General features: G+C 71.9%; 15 protein-coding genes. 9 read left to right on the top strand and 6 right to left on the bottom strand.

Features of this window, described 5'->3' with window-relative positions:
- Position 1: 1 nt before the first annotated feature.
- Positions 2-1,498, bottom strand: coding sequence for a carboxylesterase/lipase family protein (locus NZH93_RS27790; RefSeq protein WP_259626161.1), 1,497 nt, complete (start codon positions 1,496-1,498; stop codon positions 2-4).
- 82 nt (positions 1,499-1,580) lie between these two features.
- Here NZH93_RS27790 and NZH93_RS27785 point away from each other — a divergent pair, with 82 nt between their 5' ends.
- Positions 1,581-2,159, top strand: a complete 579-nt coding sequence (locus tag NZH93_RS27785) for a QsdR family transcriptional regulator (protein WP_259626160.1) — start codon at positions 1,581-1,583, stop codon at positions 2,157-2,159.
- Positions 2,160-2,165: 6 nt separating this feature from the next.
- On the opposite strand, the gene NZH93_RS27780 is transcribed toward NZH93_RS27785, so the two are convergent.
- Together NZH93_RS27780 and NZH93_RS27775 are read right to left on the bottom strand one after the other, a co-directional pair.
- Complete coding sequence (locus NZH93_RS27780; RefSeq protein WP_259626159.1) at positions 2,166-3,008, bottom strand: helix-turn-helix transcriptional regulator; 843 nt, start codon at positions 3,006-3,008, stop codon at positions 2,166-2,168.
- Between the two features lie 2 nt (positions 3,009-3,010).
- Complete coding sequence (locus NZH93_RS27775; protein WP_259626158.1) at positions 3,011-3,895, bottom strand: oxidoreductase; 885 nt, start codon at positions 3,893-3,895, stop codon at positions 3,011-3,013.
- A gap of 380 nt (positions 3,896-4,275) precedes the next feature.
- Here NZH93_RS27775 and ileS point away from each other — a divergent pair, with 380 nt between their 5' ends.
- The 4 genes from ileS (at position 4,276) to NZH93_RS27755 (ending at position 9,742) form a co-directional block, all read left to right on the top strand.
- Entirely contained in the window at positions 4,276-7,377 is a 3,102-nt protein-coding gene (ileS, locus tag NZH93_RS27770) for an isoleucine--tRNA ligase (RefSeq protein WP_259626157.1), read from the top strand.
- 195 nt (positions 7,378-7,572) lie between these two features.
- Complete coding sequence (locus tag NZH93_RS27765; protein ID WP_308214247.1) at positions 7,573-7,992, top strand: XRE family transcriptional regulator; 420 nt, start codon at positions 7,573-7,575, stop codon at positions 7,990-7,992.
- Between the two features lie 54 nt (positions 7,993-8,046).
- A complete protein-coding gene (locus tag NZH93_RS27760; RefSeq protein WP_259626155.1) occupies positions 8,047-8,529 on the top strand; it encodes a hypothetical protein in 483 nt (160 codons plus the stop codon).
- On the top strand, positions 8,516-9,742 hold the full coding sequence (locus NZH93_RS27755; protein WP_259626154.1) for an MAB_1171c family putative transporter: 1,227 nt from the start codon (positions 8,516-8,518) through the stop codon (positions 9,740-9,742). The genes NZH93_RS27760 and NZH93_RS27755 overlap by 14 nt, the downstream gene beginning before the upstream one ends.
- Before the next feature lie 19 nt (positions 9,743-9,761).
- Here NZH93_RS27755 and NZH93_RS27750 read toward each other — a convergent pair whose 3' ends face one another.
- Positions 9,762-10,352: a TetR/AcrR family transcriptional regulator gene (locus NZH93_RS27750; protein ID WP_259626153.1), complete on the bottom strand. Its 591-nt coding sequence runs from the start codon at positions 10,350-10,352 to the stop codon at positions 9,762-9,764.
- Between the two features lie 104 nt (positions 10,353-10,456).
- Between NZH93_RS27750 and NZH93_RS27745 the strand changes: the two genes are divergently transcribed.
- Positions 10,457-11,146: an NADPH-dependent F420 reductase gene (locus tag NZH93_RS27745; protein ID WP_259626152.1), complete on the top strand. Its 690-nt coding sequence runs from the start codon at positions 10,457-10,459 to the stop codon at positions 11,144-11,146.
- An 89-nt stretch (positions 11,147-11,235) separates the two neighbouring features.
- On the opposite strand, the gene NZH93_RS27740 is transcribed toward NZH93_RS27745, so the two are convergent.
- A complete protein-coding gene (locus NZH93_RS27740) occupies positions 11,236-11,415 on the bottom strand; it encodes a hypothetical protein (RefSeq protein WP_259626151.1) in 180 nt (59 codons plus the stop codon).
- Entirely contained in the window at positions 11,412-12,821 is a 1,410-nt protein-coding gene (locus NZH93_RS27735) for an FAD-dependent monooxygenase (protein WP_259626150.1), read from the bottom strand. Before NZH93_RS27735 ends, NZH93_RS27740 begins: the two co-directional genes overlap by 4 nt.
- 86 nt (positions 12,822-12,907) lie before the next feature.
- On the opposite strand from NZH93_RS27735, the gene NZH93_RS27730 reads away from it, so the two are divergent.
- From NZH93_RS27730 to NZH93_RS27720, 3 genes are all read left to right on the top strand, one after another.
- A complete protein-coding gene (locus NZH93_RS27730) occupies positions 12,908-13,471 on the top strand; it encodes a TetR/AcrR family transcriptional regulator (protein ID WP_259626149.1) in 564 nt (187 codons plus the stop codon).
- A gap of 261 nt (positions 13,472-13,732) precedes the next feature.
- Positions 13,733-14,833: a mannitol-specific PTS transporter subunit IIC gene (gene mtlA / locus NZH93_RS27725; protein ID WP_259626148.1), complete on the top strand. Its 1,101-nt coding sequence runs from the start codon at positions 13,733-13,735 to the stop codon at positions 14,831-14,833.
- Between the two features lie 31 nt (positions 14,834-14,864).
- Entirely contained in the window at positions 14,865-15,641 is a 777-nt protein-coding gene (locus tag NZH93_RS27720; RefSeq protein ID WP_259626147.1) for a DUF742 domain-containing protein, read from the top strand.
- The last annotated feature ends 191 nt before the right edge of the window (positions 15,642-15,832 follow it).

Raw genomic sequence — 15,832 nt, 5'->3', positions numbered from 1 at the left:
GCTACCGGATGCCCTCCCACAGCGCGCGTTCGTCGCCGGACGGGTCGTCGACCTCGGTCACCTTGTCGGTCAACAGCGCCGCCGTGCGGGTGTCCGGCGTGTACGGCGACCAGCCGGGCGTGCCGTCGGTGATGAATGAGACCCACGCGCCGTGCGCGGTGTCGGTGACGGCCCGCGAGGGCGTGTCGCCGATGCGGGGGCGGGCGTCGGGGCGGTGAGCGGTGTCGAACACGAACGGGATCTCGACGCCGTGGCACGCGCCGAGGCCGTGGTTGTCGGCGGGCTCCGGGTAGTCGAAGCGGTACACCCACGTCGTGCCGGTGGCCGCTCGCGCCTCGGCCACGCGTAGGCCGGGGATGGCGAAGAACCAGTCGGTGATGATGGCGGCGAGCAGGTCGCCGGGGCTCGCGCCGGGACGGTTGGCGCGGTACACGTCCACACCATCGGGGCTCAGGCCGTACCCGCCCGCAGCCGCGACCAGGGCGTCGTCGTCGATGAAGCCGATGCTCCCGGCCGCGACCAGGAACAGCCTGGCCTCGTCGCGGGTGGAGCCGAGCAGCACCGGCACGCCGCCGCTCTGACCGTCGGCGAAGGCCTCCAGCGGTGGGCGGGGCAGGACGTCGCCGTCCAGGGTCGGCGCGAACGGCAGCAGGCTCAGCGCGAGCTGCCCCCACTTCGCCGGGTCGGGCGCGGTCTGCACCTCCGCGACGAGGGTCGACGCCGTGCGCACCAGCGCGTCCAGCGGGACGGCGCCGATGGCCTCGCGGGTGGGGGCGACGCCGAGCGCGTCGGCCAGGTGGCCGCCGACCGTGCGCGCCAGTTCGGGCGGCAGGGTGTGGGCCGCGGCGCCGCTCTGGAGGATCGCCCGCGCGAACAGGCCGTCCGCCATCGGCATCGCCAGCAGCGTGGTGACGCTCATGGCACCCGCCGACTCGCCCGCGACCGTGACCCGCGACGGGTCGCCGCCGAACGCGGAGATGTTGTCCCGCACCCACTCCAGCGCGGCGACCTGGTCCTGGAGGCCGAGGTTCGCCACCCCGTCGCCGAGGTACAGGAACCCCTCGGCCGCCAGCCGGTAGTTGACGGTCACGCACACCACGCCGTCGCGGGCGAACGCCGACCCGTCGTACTCGCCGACCGATCCGGAGCCGTTCATGAACGACCCGCCGTGGATCCACACCAGCACCGGCAGCCCGGTCACGTCCCCGTCGGGCGTCCACACGTTGAGGTTCAGGCAGTCCTCGCCGGGGATCACGACCTCCGGGAACAGCGGCCGGTACGGCGGCGGGTAGTCGCCCTTGGGCACCGTCGGCCCGTACTCCGTGGCCGCGCGGGTGCCCGACCACGCCTCCGCGGGCCGCGGCGGTCGCATCCGGTTCGCGCCGAACGGCGCCGCCGCGTACGGCACGCCGAGGAACGACCTCACGCCGTCGACGGCGCGCCCCTCCAGCACGCCACCCCGAACGGTTACGACGGGTCCCTGCACCGGTTCGCTCATCTGTCGCTCCATTGCCACATCTACGCCAGGTGTTGCAGACTGTGCGCTCGGGCCGCCGATCGTGTCAACAGGGGGTTCCACGATGAGAGGCACGCCGTTGCGACGGCAGTTGACGGGCTGTCCGCCGCGGCCGACAGCGCTGGACGCGCTCGCCGAGGCGACCCGGATGTTCCAGGCGGGGCAACGGATCGACATGCGGGGGCTGGCCGCGGTGCTGGGGGTCGACCGGGCGACGCTCTACCGCTGGGTCGGCTCGCGGGAGCACCTGATCGCCGAGGTGCTGTGGTCGATGATCGACAAGACCATCCGCCGCCTGCGCGCGGCGGGAGGGACGGCGGCCGACGTCGTCACCGGCGCGGCGGAGGCGTCGATGACGAACTCCGGCATGCGGGTGTTCCTGGAACGCGAGGGCGACCTGGCGCTCAAGCTGCTCACGACCAAGGCGAGCGACTTCCAGCAGCGGCTGGTCGACCTGGTCGCCGAGGTCGTGGACGTCGACCGGCTCGCGGGCCGCCTGCACAGCACCGTCCCCGACACCGACCTGCCGTACGTGCTGGTGCGGATCATGGAGTCCTACGTCTACCTCAGCCTGATCACCGGCGACGAACCGGACGCGGCCCGCGCGGCCCGCGTCATCCACGCGCTCCTGCCGTGCCGGTAGCGCCGGTCACCCCCGGTCCGCGGCGAGCCGCTGGCCGCCGAGCACCGCGAGCAGCCGCAGCCTCTCGTGGCTCGGCGTGCCGGGGGTGGCGGTGAACACGAGCAGCGCCTGCTGCTGGTCGACGTCGTGCAGCACCTGGCAGTGCAGCTCCAGCTCGCCGACCTCCGGGTGCAGGAACCTCTTGGTGTCGTCGTACCGCACGCCGACCTCGTGCTCCTCCCACAGCGCCGCGAACTCGGGACTGGTCTCGCGCAAGGAGTTCACCAGCGCGCCCGCGCGGGACCGGGGGCCGTCGACGGCGTAGGTCGACCGGAGCTTGGACACCAGGACACGGCCGTGGCCCGCGTGGGCCGACTCCGGGTACAGCGCGCGGTCGCCGGTGAACCAGCGGTGGACCGCGCTGCGCGCCTGGCCGGTGAACACGCCGTGGTCGCCCTCCAGCGCGATGTGCGCCCTGGTCTGCACGAGCGACTCGGCCAGCCCGTTGAGCACGACGGCGGGGGTGTCCTCCAGCCGGTCCACGATCCGCAGCAGGCCGGGGCTGACGTGGTCCGCGCGCGCCGCGCGCACCGGGACGCCGTGCCCCGCCAGGATGAACAGGTGGTCGCGCTCGGCGAGCGTGAGGTGCAGCGCCCGGCTGATCGCCGACAGCATCGGCTCGGACGGCTGCGGACCGCGCCCGCCTTCGAGGCGGCTGTAGTAGTCGGTCGACATCGCGGCGAGCGCCGCCACCTCCTCCCGGCGCAGGCCGGGCGTGCGGCGGCGGGCGCCGCGCGGCAGCCCGACGTCCTCGGGTTGCAGGGCCTCCCGGCGCTTGCGGAGGAAGTCGGACAGCTCGGCGTACTCCATGGTCACTTCCCTGACTGCGGTGCTCGGGTAGCGGTATCGGCGGTGGTGAGCCTGCTCGCGACGTCCCACAGTTCCCGCGCGAGCCTCGGGTCGCGAGCGCGTCGGGACGGCGTGCCGATCTTCGGGTGGCCCTTGACGCCGCCCACGCCGTCCGGTCCGACGTAGGACCCGCCCGGCACGTCCTGCGTGGCGGCGAACAACGTCGGCAGGGCACCGTGCTCCGGGTCGTTGAGCAGGAACGAGAACGGCGTGGCCGACCGGCCGCGGTGCGCGACGAGGTTCGTCGTGGCGATGCCGGGGTGCGCCGCCAGCGAGCGCACCGGACTGCCCGCCTCGGCGAGCCTGCGCTGGAGCTCCAGCGTGAACAGCAGGACGGCGAGCTTCGAGTCGGCGTACGTCCTCAGGTCGTCGTACTTCCGCGACGCCCAGGCGAGGTCGGTCAGGTCGATCCGGCTGATCCGGTGGAGCTGCGAGGACACCGTGACGACGCGGTCGGTCACGTGCGGCAGCAGCAGGGTGGTCAACGCGAACGGGCCGAGGAAGTTCGTCGCGGTTTGCAGCTCGAACCCGTCCTCGGTCCGCGCCTCGGGCACCTGCATGATCCCGGCGTTGTTGACCAGAACGTCGATCCGCCCGCGCCACGCCTCCGCGAACTCCCGCACCGACCGCAGGCGGCTCACGTCGAGCTCCCGCACCTCCGTGCGCCCTGGCAGGGTGGCGGCGACGGCGCGGCCCTTGGCCGGGTCGCGCACCGCCAGCACCACGCGGGCGCCCGCCCCCGCCAGCTCGCGCGCGGTGATCAGCCCGATCCCGCTGGTGGCGCCCGTGATCACGACGGTCCGCCCGGTCTGGTCGGGGATGTCGGCGTTCGTCCACTTCGCACCCATCGTGCGCTCCTCCGTTCGCGGCGGCCCGAGTCGGCCGCCACCGCAAGGCTTCCGCCTCGAAGTGAACGCGACCAGTGCCCGGTCAGCCACTGCTCGCCGAGCAGTGGCTGGGAAATCGATGTCGGTGCGCGGTTCCCCTCGGCTACCGTTCGCGGCACAGGCACCGATCCGGCCATCACCGGGGAGCCTCCGGGAGAACGGGCCGCGAGGCCTCAGTAGAACCGGACGGGGCAGGCCCGTCACAGCCGTCGAGACGAGTGGCGCCCCGACGGGCGCAAGCGGGGTGGTACCGCGGGGTGCCGGGTGCGGGAACCCGGTCTTCGTCCCCGTGCGGGCGGCGCGAGCCGTCCACACGCGAGCGACGAGCCCGAGGAGGAGCCGTGCCGGGGACCTCACCCTTCAGCCCCCTGCCCGCCAGGGTGGACCTGCCCGCGCTGGAACGCCGCGTCATCGCGTGGTGGCGGGAGAACGACGTGTTCGCCGAGAGCCTGCGGCGCACCGAGACCGGTCCGCGCTGGGTGTTCTACGAGGGCCCGCCGACCGCCAACGGCTCGCCGGGCACCCACCACGTCGAAGCGCGGGTGTTCAAGGACGTCTTCCCGCGCTACCGCACGATGAAGGGCTACTCGGTGCCGCGCCGCGCGGGCTGGGACTGCCACGGGCTGCCGGTGGAACTGGCCGTGGAGAAGGAGATGGGGCTCAGCGGCAAGCTCGACGTCGAACGGGTCGGCGTCGCCGAGTTCACCGCGCGCTGCCGCGAGTCCGTGCTGCGGCACGTCGGCGAGTTCGAGGCGATGACCGAGCGCATGGGCTACTGGATCGACCTCGACCACGCGTACCGGACGATGTCGCCGGAGTACGTCGACAGCGTCTGGTGGGCGCTCCAGCGGATCTTCCGCGACGGCAGGCTGGTCGAGGACCACCGGGTCGCGCCGTACTGCGCCCGGTGCGGCACCGCGCTGTCCGACCACGAGGTCGCCCAGGGCTACGAGACCGTCGTCGACCCGTCGGTGACCGTGCGCTTCCCGCTGGTGGGGGACCTGGCCGGGGTGGACCTGCTGGTGTGGACGACCACGCCGTGGACGCTGGTGTCCAACACCGCCGTCGCGGTCCGCCCGGACGTCGACTACGTCGTGGCCCGCACCGACCGCGGGGTGTTCGTGGTCGCGGAACCACTGGCCGCGCGGGTGCTGGGCGAGTTCGAGCGGGTGGCCACCGTGCCGGGGTCCGAGCTGGTGGGGAGGAGCTACCGGCGGCCGTTCGACCTGGTCGAGATCCCGGACGCGCACGTCGTCGTGGCGGCCGACCACGTGACGACCGACGACGGCACCGGCCTGGTGCACCTGGCGCCCGCGTTCGGCGCGGAGGACTTGGAGGCGTGCCGCGCGGCGGGCCTGCCGGTGGTCAACCCGATCGGCGGCGACGGCCGGTTCCTCGCCGGGGTGCCGGTGGTCGGCGGGGTGTTCTTCAAGGACGCCGACCCGGTGCTGGTCGCGGACCTGGGGGAGCGGGGGCTGCTGTTCCGCTCCGAGCCGTACGAGCACAGCTACCCCCACTGCTGGCGCTGCCACACGCCGCTGCTGCACTACGCCCAGCAGGCCTGGTACATCCGCACGACCGCGATCCGCGACGCGCTCCGGCGGGAGAACGAGGCCACCACCTGGTACCCCGAGCACGTCAAGCACGGCCGGTACGGCGACTGGCTGGCGAACAACGTCGACTGGGCCCTGTCCCGCTCCCGCTACTGGGGCACGCCGCTGCCGCTGTGGCGGTGCCCCGACGGGCACGTGGCGGTCGTCGGCTCCCGCGCCGAACTGGGCGCGCTGGCAGGCGCGGACCTGTCCGCGCTCGACCCGCACCGGCCGTTCGTCGACGCCGTCACCTTCGACTGCCCGACGTGCGGCTCGACGGCGACCCGCGTGCCAGAGGTCGTCGACGCCTGGTTCGACTCCGGCTCGATGCCGTTCGCCCAGTTCGGCTACCCGCACGTGCCCGGCAGCGCCGAGGAGTTCGAGCGGGCGTTCCCGGCCCGGTACATCGCCGAGGCCGTCGACCAGACCAGGGGCTGGTTCTACACGCTGATGGCCGTCGGCACGCTGGTGTTCGACCGGTCGCCGTACGAGAACGTCGTGGTCCTCGGCCACATCGTGGCCGAGGACGGCCGCAAGATGAGCAAGCACCTCGGCAACGTCCTGGAGCCGATCCCGCTGATGGACGCCCACGGCGCCGACGCGCTGCGCTGGTTCATGGCGTGCTCCGGCTCCCCGTGGTCGGCCCGCCGGGTCGGACCGGGGCCGCTGGAGGAGGTCGTCCGCCGCACCCTGATGACGTACTGGAACACCGCGTCCTTCTTCACCCTCTACGCGACGGAGTGGGGGCCCGCCAACCCGGTCGCGGCCCGTCCGGTGCTGGACCGGTGGGTGCTGGGCGAGGTGCACAGGCTCGCCCGCGACGTGGACGAGAGGCTGGAGGACTACGACACCGCCGGGGCCGGACGGCTGCTGGCGGACTTCGTCGACGACCTGTCGAACTGGTACGTGCGGCGCTCGCGCCAGCGGTTCTGGGCCGCCGACCGGGACGCGCTCGCCACGCTGCACGAGTGCCTGGACGTCCTGACCCGCCTGCTCGCCCCGATCGTCCCGTTCATCACCGAGGAGGTCTGGCGGCGGGCCGTCCGCCCCGGCACGCCCGACGCGCCGGAGTCGGTGCACCTCGCCACCTGGCCCGTCGCCGACCCGGCGCTGATCGATCCCGTGCTGGCCGAGCACGTCCGCGTGGCCAGGGCGCTGGCCGAAGCGGGCCGGGCCGCGCGCAAGAGCAGCGGGGTGCGGGTCCGGCAGCCGCTCGGCCGGGCGCTGGTCGGCCTGCCCGTCGACCTGCCGCGCGACCTGCTGGACGACGTCGCCGCCGAGCTGAACGTGAAGCGCTTCGAGCCCCTGTCCGGCGAGGTCGTGGACGTCCGGGTGCGGCCCGACTTCCGCGCGCTGGGCAAGCGGTTCGGCAAGCGCACGCAACGGGTGGCCGACGCCGTGCTGGCGGTCGACCCGCACGAGGTCGTCGCACGGCTGCGCGCCGGTGGACCGGTCGTGGTCACCGTGGACGGTGAGCCGGTGGAGGTCACAGAGGTACTGGTGACCGAGGTGCCCCGGAGCGACTGGGCCGTCGAGTCCCAGCGGGGCGTGACGATCGCGCTGCACGTGGAGATCACCCCGGAGTTGGCCGCGGAGGGCACGGTGCGCGACCTGGTCCGCGTGGTGCAGCAGGCCCGGCGGGACGCCGGGTTCGAGGTGTCCGACCGGGTCGAGGTGGCGGTGGGCGCGCCGGAGGGCGTGCTGGAGGCGGTGCGGGCGCACCGGGGGTTCCTGGCGGGGGAGACGCTGGCCGACCGGGTCGTGCTGGTCGACGGTGTCGACGGCGGGTTCCCCGGCGTGGTCGGGGACGGCGTGCCGGTCGCGGTCGTGGTCACGAAGGTGGGGCGGTGACGGCTGATCGGGCGGAAAAATGTCCGGGGCGGGGGAGATGAACCCCCGCCCCGAACCCCCCTGACCGCAGTTGGCCCGCCTGAGTTGCCGAGGCGCGACCTGTCTGTAAATCTGAGTTTAAAGCAGGGGCCGTCGTTGTCAACCGCTGATCAAGAGCGGTGTCCGGTCGACTAGGCTCCGCGTGGAGGTGAAGTGGTGGCTGAGCGGCAGGAACCCCGGTCGTTGACCGAGCGCCTCGACCGGTTGTTCCGAACGGTGCACCCGGCGAACCGGGGCGAGTACACGTACGAAGAGGTCGCCTCAGCCATCCGCGAGCAGGGCACGATGATCTCGCACACCTACGTCTGGCAGCTCAGGAAGGGCATCCGGGACAACCCGACCAAGCGGCACCTCGAAGCGCTGGCGTCGTTCTTCGGCGTGCCCGCGTCGTACTTCCTGGACGACGACACATCCGCGGCGGACGCCCAGTTGGAGTTGCTGGCGACCCTGCGGGACGACCCGGTGCGGTCGCTGGCCCTGCGCGCGGCCGAGCTGTCGCCGAACGGGCTGGCCGCGATCCGGGCGATGGTCGAGCACGCGCGGTCGGTGGAAGGCCTGCCGAGCGAGGAGACCTGACACCGGTAGGGTTCAGCCGAGGCGCGACCGCTTCGGGGAGTGTGCGGGGGAGTTGTGCGGCGGCTGATCAAGGACGTGCGCGCCCGGCTCGCGGAAGTGGTGATCCCCGCCCCGTTCTCCGTCGAGGCGTTCCGCGCGCAACTGGCCCGCGATCGTGGCCGCCCCCTGTACCTGCACGTCCTCCCGACACCGCTGGGCGAGGGTGAGCCGTGCGGGATGTGGCTCTCGCTCGCCGACTCGGACCACGTGTTCCACGCCCGCGGGACGAGCCCGATGCACGAGCTGAACATCATCCTGCACGAGATCGGGCACCTGCTCTGCGACCACGTCGGCTACGGCCCCGACGGCGGCCCGGCGTCGCTGTTCCCGCTGCTCGACCCCGCGGTGGTGCGGCGCGTGCTCATGCGGACCCGCTACTCGACACCCGAGGAGGAGGCCGCCGAGCTGATGGCGGCGCTCATCCTGGAACGGGTCGGGTGGCCGAGGCCGGGCTCCGGCCGGAGTGGACGGACGGGCGAACTGCATGACCTGCTCTGACCTGACCGGCACCGCCGGGGTCGCGCCCAGTCCGCTGTGGATCGCCTCCATCGCGGTCCTGTGGCTGGTGACGCTCCGGCTGCTGGTCTCCAAGCGGAGGACGCCGCGGCGGCGGTCGATCGCGTTCACCTTCCTGTTCGTCACCCTGGCGGCGACGATCAGCGGCTACAGCGCGCGGCGCGCGTTCGACGCCGCCATCGGGGTTCCCGACCTGTCGATCCTCGTCGGGCACGTGTTCGCCGTGCTCGCGGTGGTGGCGTGCCTGCGACTCGTGGTGGTCGTGGTCGAGGCGGGGGAGACCGGGTGGCGGCTGCTTCGCGGCGCGAGGTGGGTCCTGGCGTCGGCGCTCGCGGGCATGGCCGTGCTGTTCGTGCTGATCCCCAGGCGGGCCGACCACTTCGACTTCGGGTGCTGGGAGGCCCGGTCGCCCCTGGTCGTCGTCTACCACCTGCTCTTCCAGGTGTGCCTGGGAACGGGGTTCGCCGCCGCGGTCGTGCTGTTCGGCTCGCGCAGGCTCACGGCCGTCGGGGCGTGGTTCAAGGCTTCCGCGCTCCTGATCGCCGCGGGCTGCTGCTTCGGCGTGGCCTACGTCGGCGTGCGCGTCTGGTACGTCGTCGCGCACGGCTTCGACCTGCCGTACCCGTTGGAGGGGCCGGTCCGCGGGCTGGTGCCGCTCGTGCTGCTGGAGTCCACGATCGTGCTGCTCGGTGTGGGCGCGCTGATCCCGCAGGCACTGCGGGTGGGTGGGCTGGTCGGTCGCCTCGTGCGGTTCCACCGCCTCCGGGCGCTGTGGGAAGCGCTGTCGGACGCGGCTCCGGGAAACGTGCTCGGGCCCGTGCCGACCCGGTTGGCCGACCTGGTGAGCGTGGTCGCCATCGAACGGCGGCTCTACCGCCGGGTCATCGAGATCCGCGACGCCCAGTGGGAGCTGAACGGCTTCGTCTCCGCCGCGATGGTCGAGGACGCGCGGCGGGCTGTCGAGTCGCACCGCGCGGCCGAGCCGGACCTGGCGCTGGAGGCGCTGCTCCTGGAGGTCGCCCGGCAGGCCAAGGCGGGTGGCCTGCCGCACGCGGGCGGCGACCACGTGTCGAGCTGGTCGGGTGAGGCCGACCTGGACGAGGAAGCCCGCCGACTGCTGGTGATCCAGCACGTCCTCGCCGGTCCGTGGGCGCGCGAGGCGTCCGCGGCGGTGATGGCCGTGGCTTCAGCCTGATCCCGGCGCCTGATCCCGGTCAGCCGCGGAGGGACGTGAGCGTGGCGCGCATCGTCGTGCGCAGGCGGGCGGTGGTGCCGGTGGCGGCCATGTGCATCGTGCTGCCGACGATGCCCGCCACGACCACCTGCGCGGTGCTGTCGGCGTCCAGGTCCGGGCGGATCTTGCGGACGGCCTGCATGCCGCGGATCGCGTCGGCGAGCACGCGTTCCCAGGTGTCGAAGACGTCGACCAGGATCGCCTGGACACCGGGGTTGTCCGGGTCGAGCTGGCTGAGCAGCGTGGTCAGGTCGCAGCGGGAGCCCTGCGACTCGTAGTGCGCGCACAGCGCCTCCGCCCACTCCTCCCACGCGCGCCAAGTGTTCGCGCCGCCGAGCCGGGCCTCCTGGTCGGCCAGGATCGCGTCCGCCCCGTGCCGGGCGACGGCGAGCATCAGCGCCGCCTTGCCGTCGGGGAAGTAGTGGAAGAGCTGGCTGTTGCTGACCTTCGCGGAGGCGCGGACGCACTCCAGGCTCGTCTGCGCCACGCCGCGCTCGCGTGCCACCGCCGCGGCGTGCTCGACGATGCGGCTCCGGGTGGCGAGTCCCTTGGTCGTCAGCTCGCGGGGCATGGCGCGAGCCTATCAAGATTTCTGGATTGCGCGAGCCAGAAATTCGTGGATAGTGGACTGCGTGAGCCAGAAAAGGCGCACACCACGACGAGTGAGGAACAGCGATGTCGACGGTGGGACTGATCGGGGCGGGGCTAATCGGCGGGACCGTGGCGAGGTTGGCGGTGGCGGCCGGGCACGACGTGGTGCTGAGCAACTCACGCGGTCCCGAGACGCTCGCGGACCTGGTCGCCGAGCTGGGGCCGAAGGCGCGGGCGGGCACGCCCGCCGAAGCGGCGGAAGCCGGTGACGTGGTCGTGGTGACGGTGCCGCTCAAGGCCTATCGGGACGTGCCGGTGGAGCCGTTGGCGGGCAAGGTCGTCATCGACACCAACAACTACTACCCCGAACGGGACGGGGTGATCGCGGAACTGGAGGACGGCTCGGCCACCACGAGCGGACTGCTCCAGGCCCACCTGCCGACCTCGAAGGTCGTCAAGGTGTTCAACAGCATTTACTACCGCCACCTTGCTGACCTGCCCCGGCCGTCGGGCGCCGCGGACCGCAGCGCGCTGCCCGTGGCGGCGGACGACGCCGGTGCCAAGACGCGGGTCGCGGAGCTGCTGGACGACCTCGGCTACGACGCGCACGACGCGGGCACGCTCGCGGAGAGCTGGCGCTTCGAGAACGGCGCGCCCGCGTACTGCGTGATCTACTTCGCGCCCGGCACCGCGACCGACGACCGCGGCCTTCCGGGCGCGCAGCCCGCGAGCGCCGAGGTCGTCTCGGCCGCGCTGGCGAAGGCTCACCGCTAGCCGTTCGAGCCCGGTCGATCCCGGTCACCGGGATCGACCGGTCGCTCGGAAAGCTCGGAAAGGACGAGTCCTTCGACGTCGGCGGTACCTCAGCGAGGTGGAGAGGGGAGCGAGTCGTCCGCGCAGCGGAACCACTGGAACCGCACGTCGCACTCCTCGGCCTTGCCCGCCCTGGCGAACTCCTCCGTCAGTTCCTGCCAGGGGTCCGTCCACTCGGGACGGATGGTGCAGCGGATCGTGATGACCAGCACGAGGTCCTCCCGGATCACTTGGTCCAGCGTTGGAGCGCGGTGCGCCAGCCGCCGGTCCTGCTGTCGCCCGCCCACGCGACGTAGCCGTCGGGGCGGACGAGGAGGCAGGGGCCTGCGTCGAGGCGGCGCTCGACGCGGATCGGGCTGTCGATGGCAGGCGTGTTGTTCTCCAGCACCAGCACGAACCCGCCGTCGCGCAGCGCCTCGAACAGCCTCCCCGCGGCCAGCGGGACGTCCGGGGCGCGCGTGCCGACGAGCTTGTGGTCGCCGGGCTCGCGGCCGTAGGAGATGGCGATGCCGGAGAACATCCCGGACGTCCTGCGGGCGACCTTCTCCCGGCCGAGCAGGAACGGCAGGACGTAGCGGCGGAACGTGCGGGCGGGCCACGAGTGGGCCGTCATCAGCCGGATCGTGGCGCCGCTGCTGCGCAGCACCATCTTCCCGACCGGGTGCCGTTCTGCCTGGTAGGTGTCGAGGATCGCGGGGTCGGCCCCGCGCAGCACGGCCGCGAGCTTCCAGCCGAGGTTGAGCCCGTCCTGGATGCCGGTGTTCATGCCCTGCCCGCCCGCGGGGGAGTGCACGTGGGCGGCGTCGCCCGCCAGGAACACACGGCCGGTGCGGTAGTCCGCGACCTGGCGCTCGTCGCTCTGGAACTGCGACAGCCACCGGATCCGGTTCAGGTCGAAGTCCGTGCCCGTGGCGCGCTTCAGCACGTCCCGCACCATCGCCTCGTCACCCTGGAACGCGGGGTCGCCCTCGTTGCGGCGGTCCCAGACGATCACGCGGAACCAGCCGTCGCCGAACGGCGCGAGGAACGCGAAGCAGTCCTCGCCCACGTCCACCGTGACGACGGACGCGGGCGGGTCGCCCAGGTGGGCGTCGGCGAGCACGATCGACCTCAGCAGCACCTCGCCGGGGAACGGCTGCCCGACCAGGTCGCGGACCGCGCTGCGCACGCCGTCGGCACCGACCACGTAGGACGCCTTCCACTCCCGTTCGCCGTCCGGCGTCTCGGCCCTGACCACGACGCCGTCGTCGTGCTGCCACAGCTTGGTGACCGTGGCACCGCGCACGACGTGCGCGCCGAGGCTCGTCGCCCGCTTCTCCAGCAGGGTGTCCACGTTCACCTGCGGGGTGACCAGCAGGTACGGGAACGGTGACGGCAGCGTGGTCAGGTTGATCTCGGTTCCCCGCCAGAGGGCCAGTCCGGGGGAGGCGGTGCCGGTACTGCGCAGCTCGCTCGCCAGCCCCCGCGTGTCCAGCACCTCCAACGTCCTCGCGTGCACGCCGAACGCGCGGCTCAGCGGGGAGGCCGACTCGTGCTTCTCCAGCACCGCCACCGAGCGGCCCGCGAGCGCGACCTCCCCCGCCACCATGCAGCCCGTGGGGCCCGCCCCGACCACCAGCACGTCCACGGTTTCCATTTCGACCCCTCCAAGTCAACGGTTGGTGACTTAACCGTGGCAGGGTTCACGCGGTAAGTCAATGACTGTTGACTTATCCTGGACCCATGCCTGAGATCCGCCGCCGCTCCGCTCCCGCCACCCGTGCCGCGATCCTCGACGCGGCGCGCGTCCGGTTCGGAGCGGACGGGTTCGACCGCGTGACCATCCGCGACATCGCCGGGGACGTCGGCGTCGACCCGGCGATGGTGATCCGCTACTTCGGCTCGAAGGACGCCCTGTTCGCCGAGGCCTCCGCGTTCGACATGGAACTGCCCGACCTGACGGGCCTCGCGCCGGAGGCCGTCGCGGACGTGCTGATGGTGCGGTTCTTCGACGTGTGGGAGGACAACGCCGGGTTCCTGTCGCTGATGCGGGCCGCCGCCACGAGCAAGGTGGCCGCGGACAAGATGCTGGAGCTGTTCAGCCGCCAGGTGGCGCCGGTGCTGGGCTCCGCCGCGGTCGACCGGCCCGCCGACCGCGCGGCGCTCGTCGGCAGCCAGATCCTCGGGCTGGCCCTGTCGCGCTACGTGCTGCGCGTGCCGCCGCTCGTGGCCATGAGCCAGGAGGAGTTGCGAACCCTGATCGGACCGGTCATCACCCACTACCTCACGGGCAAGGTCTTCGAGTAACGCGAAGTCCGTTCAGGACACCCCTAGAAGTCCCCTGCCCACCCCTGTGGAAAGGGGTCGGAACGACGTTGTCAACCCCTGCGATCCATGTGTTCGCTATCCAATTTTTCCCACTGTGCAACGATTTTCCCGAAAGTCATCTCGGGCGCGCAACATTCCGCGATCTTCGATTGACCATGCTCGACCCACGGCGCTAGATTCGCCCGCGTTGCCCGAGCCGTCCGCATCCCTGACCAGCGCCGAGGGAAGTGCGAGAAACCGATGATCAACGAAGATCACCCCGCGAAGCGGCCGACCAGGATCACCGTGCAGAGGCTCGGCGGGCACCTGGCGAGCATCGTCATGCCGAACATCGGCGCATTCATCGCGTGGGGACTCATCACCGCGTTGTTCATTCCGGACGGGTGGTTGCCGAACCCGACCTTCGCGCAGTTGGTCGACCCGATGGTCAAGGTCCTGCTGCCCGTCCTGATCGGTTACACCGGCGGCCGACTGGTCCACGGCCAACGCGGCGGTCTGGTCGGTTCGATCGCGACGATCGGCGTCGTCGTGGGCACCGAGATCCCGATGTTCTTCGGCGCCATGATCATGGGCCCGCTCGCCGCGCTGTGCATCAAGGTCTTCGACCGCTACGTCGGCTCCAAGGTGTCGTCCGGTTTCAAGATGCTGGTCGACAACTTCAGCGCGGGCATCATCGGCGGCGCGCTGGCGATCGTCAGCCTGCTCAGCATCGGCCCGGCCGTGCAGACCGCCACCAAGGCGCTGGGCCACGGCGTGCAGATCGTCGTCGACGCCCACCTGCTCCCGCTCGTGGCGCTGCTGATCGAGCCCGCGAAGATCCTCTTCCTCAACAACGCCGTCAACCACGGCGTGCTGGGCCCGCTCGGCGTCCAGGACGCGCTCGCGCACGGCAAGGCGATCCACTTCCTCCTGGAGACCAACCCCGGACCGGGCATGGGCATCCTGCTCGCCTGCGCCCTCTTCGGCGACCGCACGGTGCGCGCGACCGCGCCCGGCGCGATGGTCATCCACTTCATCGGCGGCATCCACGAGATCTACTTCCCGTACGTGCTGGCCGCCCCGCGCCTGGTGCTGGCCGCCATCGCGGGCGGCGCGACGGGCATCTTCGTCTTCACCCTGACCGGCGCGGGCCTCATCGCCACCCCGTCGCCGGGCAGCATCATCTCCCTCATGGCCGTCACCCCGAAGGGTGGTCACCTGAGCGTCATCGCAGGCGTGGCGGCCGCCACCGTGGTCTCCTTCGTCGTGGCGTCCGCACTCCTCAAGTTCGGCAAGGGCCGCGACGACCAGGTGGAAACCGGAGGACGGGTTTCCGCACCGGCGCCGGCGGCCGCCCGGTGACGCCCAGGGCACCACGCGGAACGGCCCGACGATGAGCACGCACGGGCGGAAGAAGCGCGCGGGCCAACCGAAGTTCCACCCGTCGTCGTTCGGCGGCTGGCCCGACTACCAGCAGTGGGCGGACAACGACTTCCGCCCCTGCCCAGAACCACGCCAGGAACCAGAACCAGAACCCGAGCCGGAACCGGAACCCGCACGCCCCCCACTCCCGGCGGCGAATCACATCCCCACGACATTGTGGGCGGGCGCCCCGGTCGTGGAACCCCCACCACCCCTCCCGGAACCGGAACCGCTGTCCCCACCGGGCTGGCAGGCCTTCGAAGAGGTGGAACCGGTACCGGACCCGGCGGTCTGGGAAGCCTTCACCGAGGTCAACATGCTTCCGGTACTGGACCGCCCACCACCGGTCCCCACCAGACAACCCGACAGCCAGGACAACACCCCCCAATGGGCGGACGACGACCTGGTGGTGCGCCCCTACATCCGCACCCACGGCAGGGTCACCCAGGGCTACGACCTCCGCCTGGAAACCCTCATCTCGGTCACCAGGCTGCACGAACAAGACCCGATGAACCCCACCTTCACCCAGGACATGCTCTCCATCTGCGACCTCTGCTGCACCGCCCCGCAATCGGTAGCGGAGATCTCCTCCTACCTCAACGCCCCACTGGGCACAGCCAGGGTCCTGATCGCGGACGCCATAGAAGCGGGCCTGGTCACGGTGGACCACAGCACCGCGATGATCGACAACAAACCATCCCGCGAACTACTGGAACGCATCAGGGACGGCCTAAGAAACCTGGCCTAACAGCCAGACTCGACCACCGGGCCACCCGCCCACTCGCGCCCGCCCAGCCCCCGCACCCACCAACCCACCCGCGCACGCGATGCCACCAACGCACCCAGCCGGAAGACACCCGCACTTCCCCCGTGGCCCCGATCCCCAGCGCCCTCAGCTTCACGGTCGCTTTGTCAAGGCATCTTTCCCGCCTTGACAAA

The organism is Umezawaea endophytica, from assembly GCF_025061645.1.
Lineage (GTDB): Bacteria > Actinomycetota > Actinomycetes > Mycobacteriales > Pseudonocardiaceae > Umezawaea > Umezawaea endophytica.
This window is presented reverse-complemented; position numbering and strand designations above follow the sequence as displayed.

Coding starts and splice junctions, on each gene's coding strand:
- NZH93_RS27780 (WP_259626159.1), bottom strand. CDS start 3,008: ATGGAGTACGCCGAGCTGTCCGACTTCCTCCGCAAGCGCCGGGAGGCC.
- NZH93_RS27775 (WP_259626158.1), bottom strand. CDS start 3,895: ATGGGTGCGAAGTGGACGAACGCCGACATCCCCGACCAGACCGGGCGG.
- NZH93_RS27735 (WP_259626150.1), bottom strand. CDS start 12,821: ATGGAAACCGTGGACGTGCTGGTGGTCGGGGCGGGCCCCACGGGCTGC.
- NZH93_RS27730 (WP_259626149.1), top strand. CDS start 12,908: ATGCCTGAGATCCGCCGCCGCTCCGCTCCCGCCACCCGTGCCGCGATC.
- NZH93_RS27745 (WP_259626152.1), top strand. CDS start 10,457: ATGTCGACGGTGGGACTGATCGGGGCGGGGCTAATCGGCGGGACCGTG.
- mtlA (WP_259626148.1), top strand. CDS start 13,733: ATGATCAACGAAGATCACCCCGCGAAGCGGCCGACCAGGATCACCGTG.
- NZH93_RS27720 (WP_259626147.1), top strand. CDS start 14,865: ATGAGCACGCACGGGCGGAAGAAGCGCGCGGGCCAACCGAAGTTCCAC.
- NZH93_RS27790 (WP_259626161.1), bottom strand. CDS start 1,498: ATGAGCGAACCGGTGCAGGGACCCGTCGTAACCGTTCGGGGTGGCGTG.
- NZH93_RS27785 (WP_259626160.1), top strand. CDS start 1,581: ATGAGAGGCACGCCGTTGCGACGGCAGTTGACGGGCTGTCCGCCGCGG.
- NZH93_RS27755 (WP_259626154.1), top strand. CDS start 8,516: ATGACCTGCTCTGACCTGACCGGCACCGCCGGGGTCGCGCCCAGTCCG.
- NZH93_RS27750 (WP_259626153.1), bottom strand. CDS start 10,352: ATGCCCCGCGAGCTGACGACCAAGGGACTCGCCACCCGGAGCCGCATC.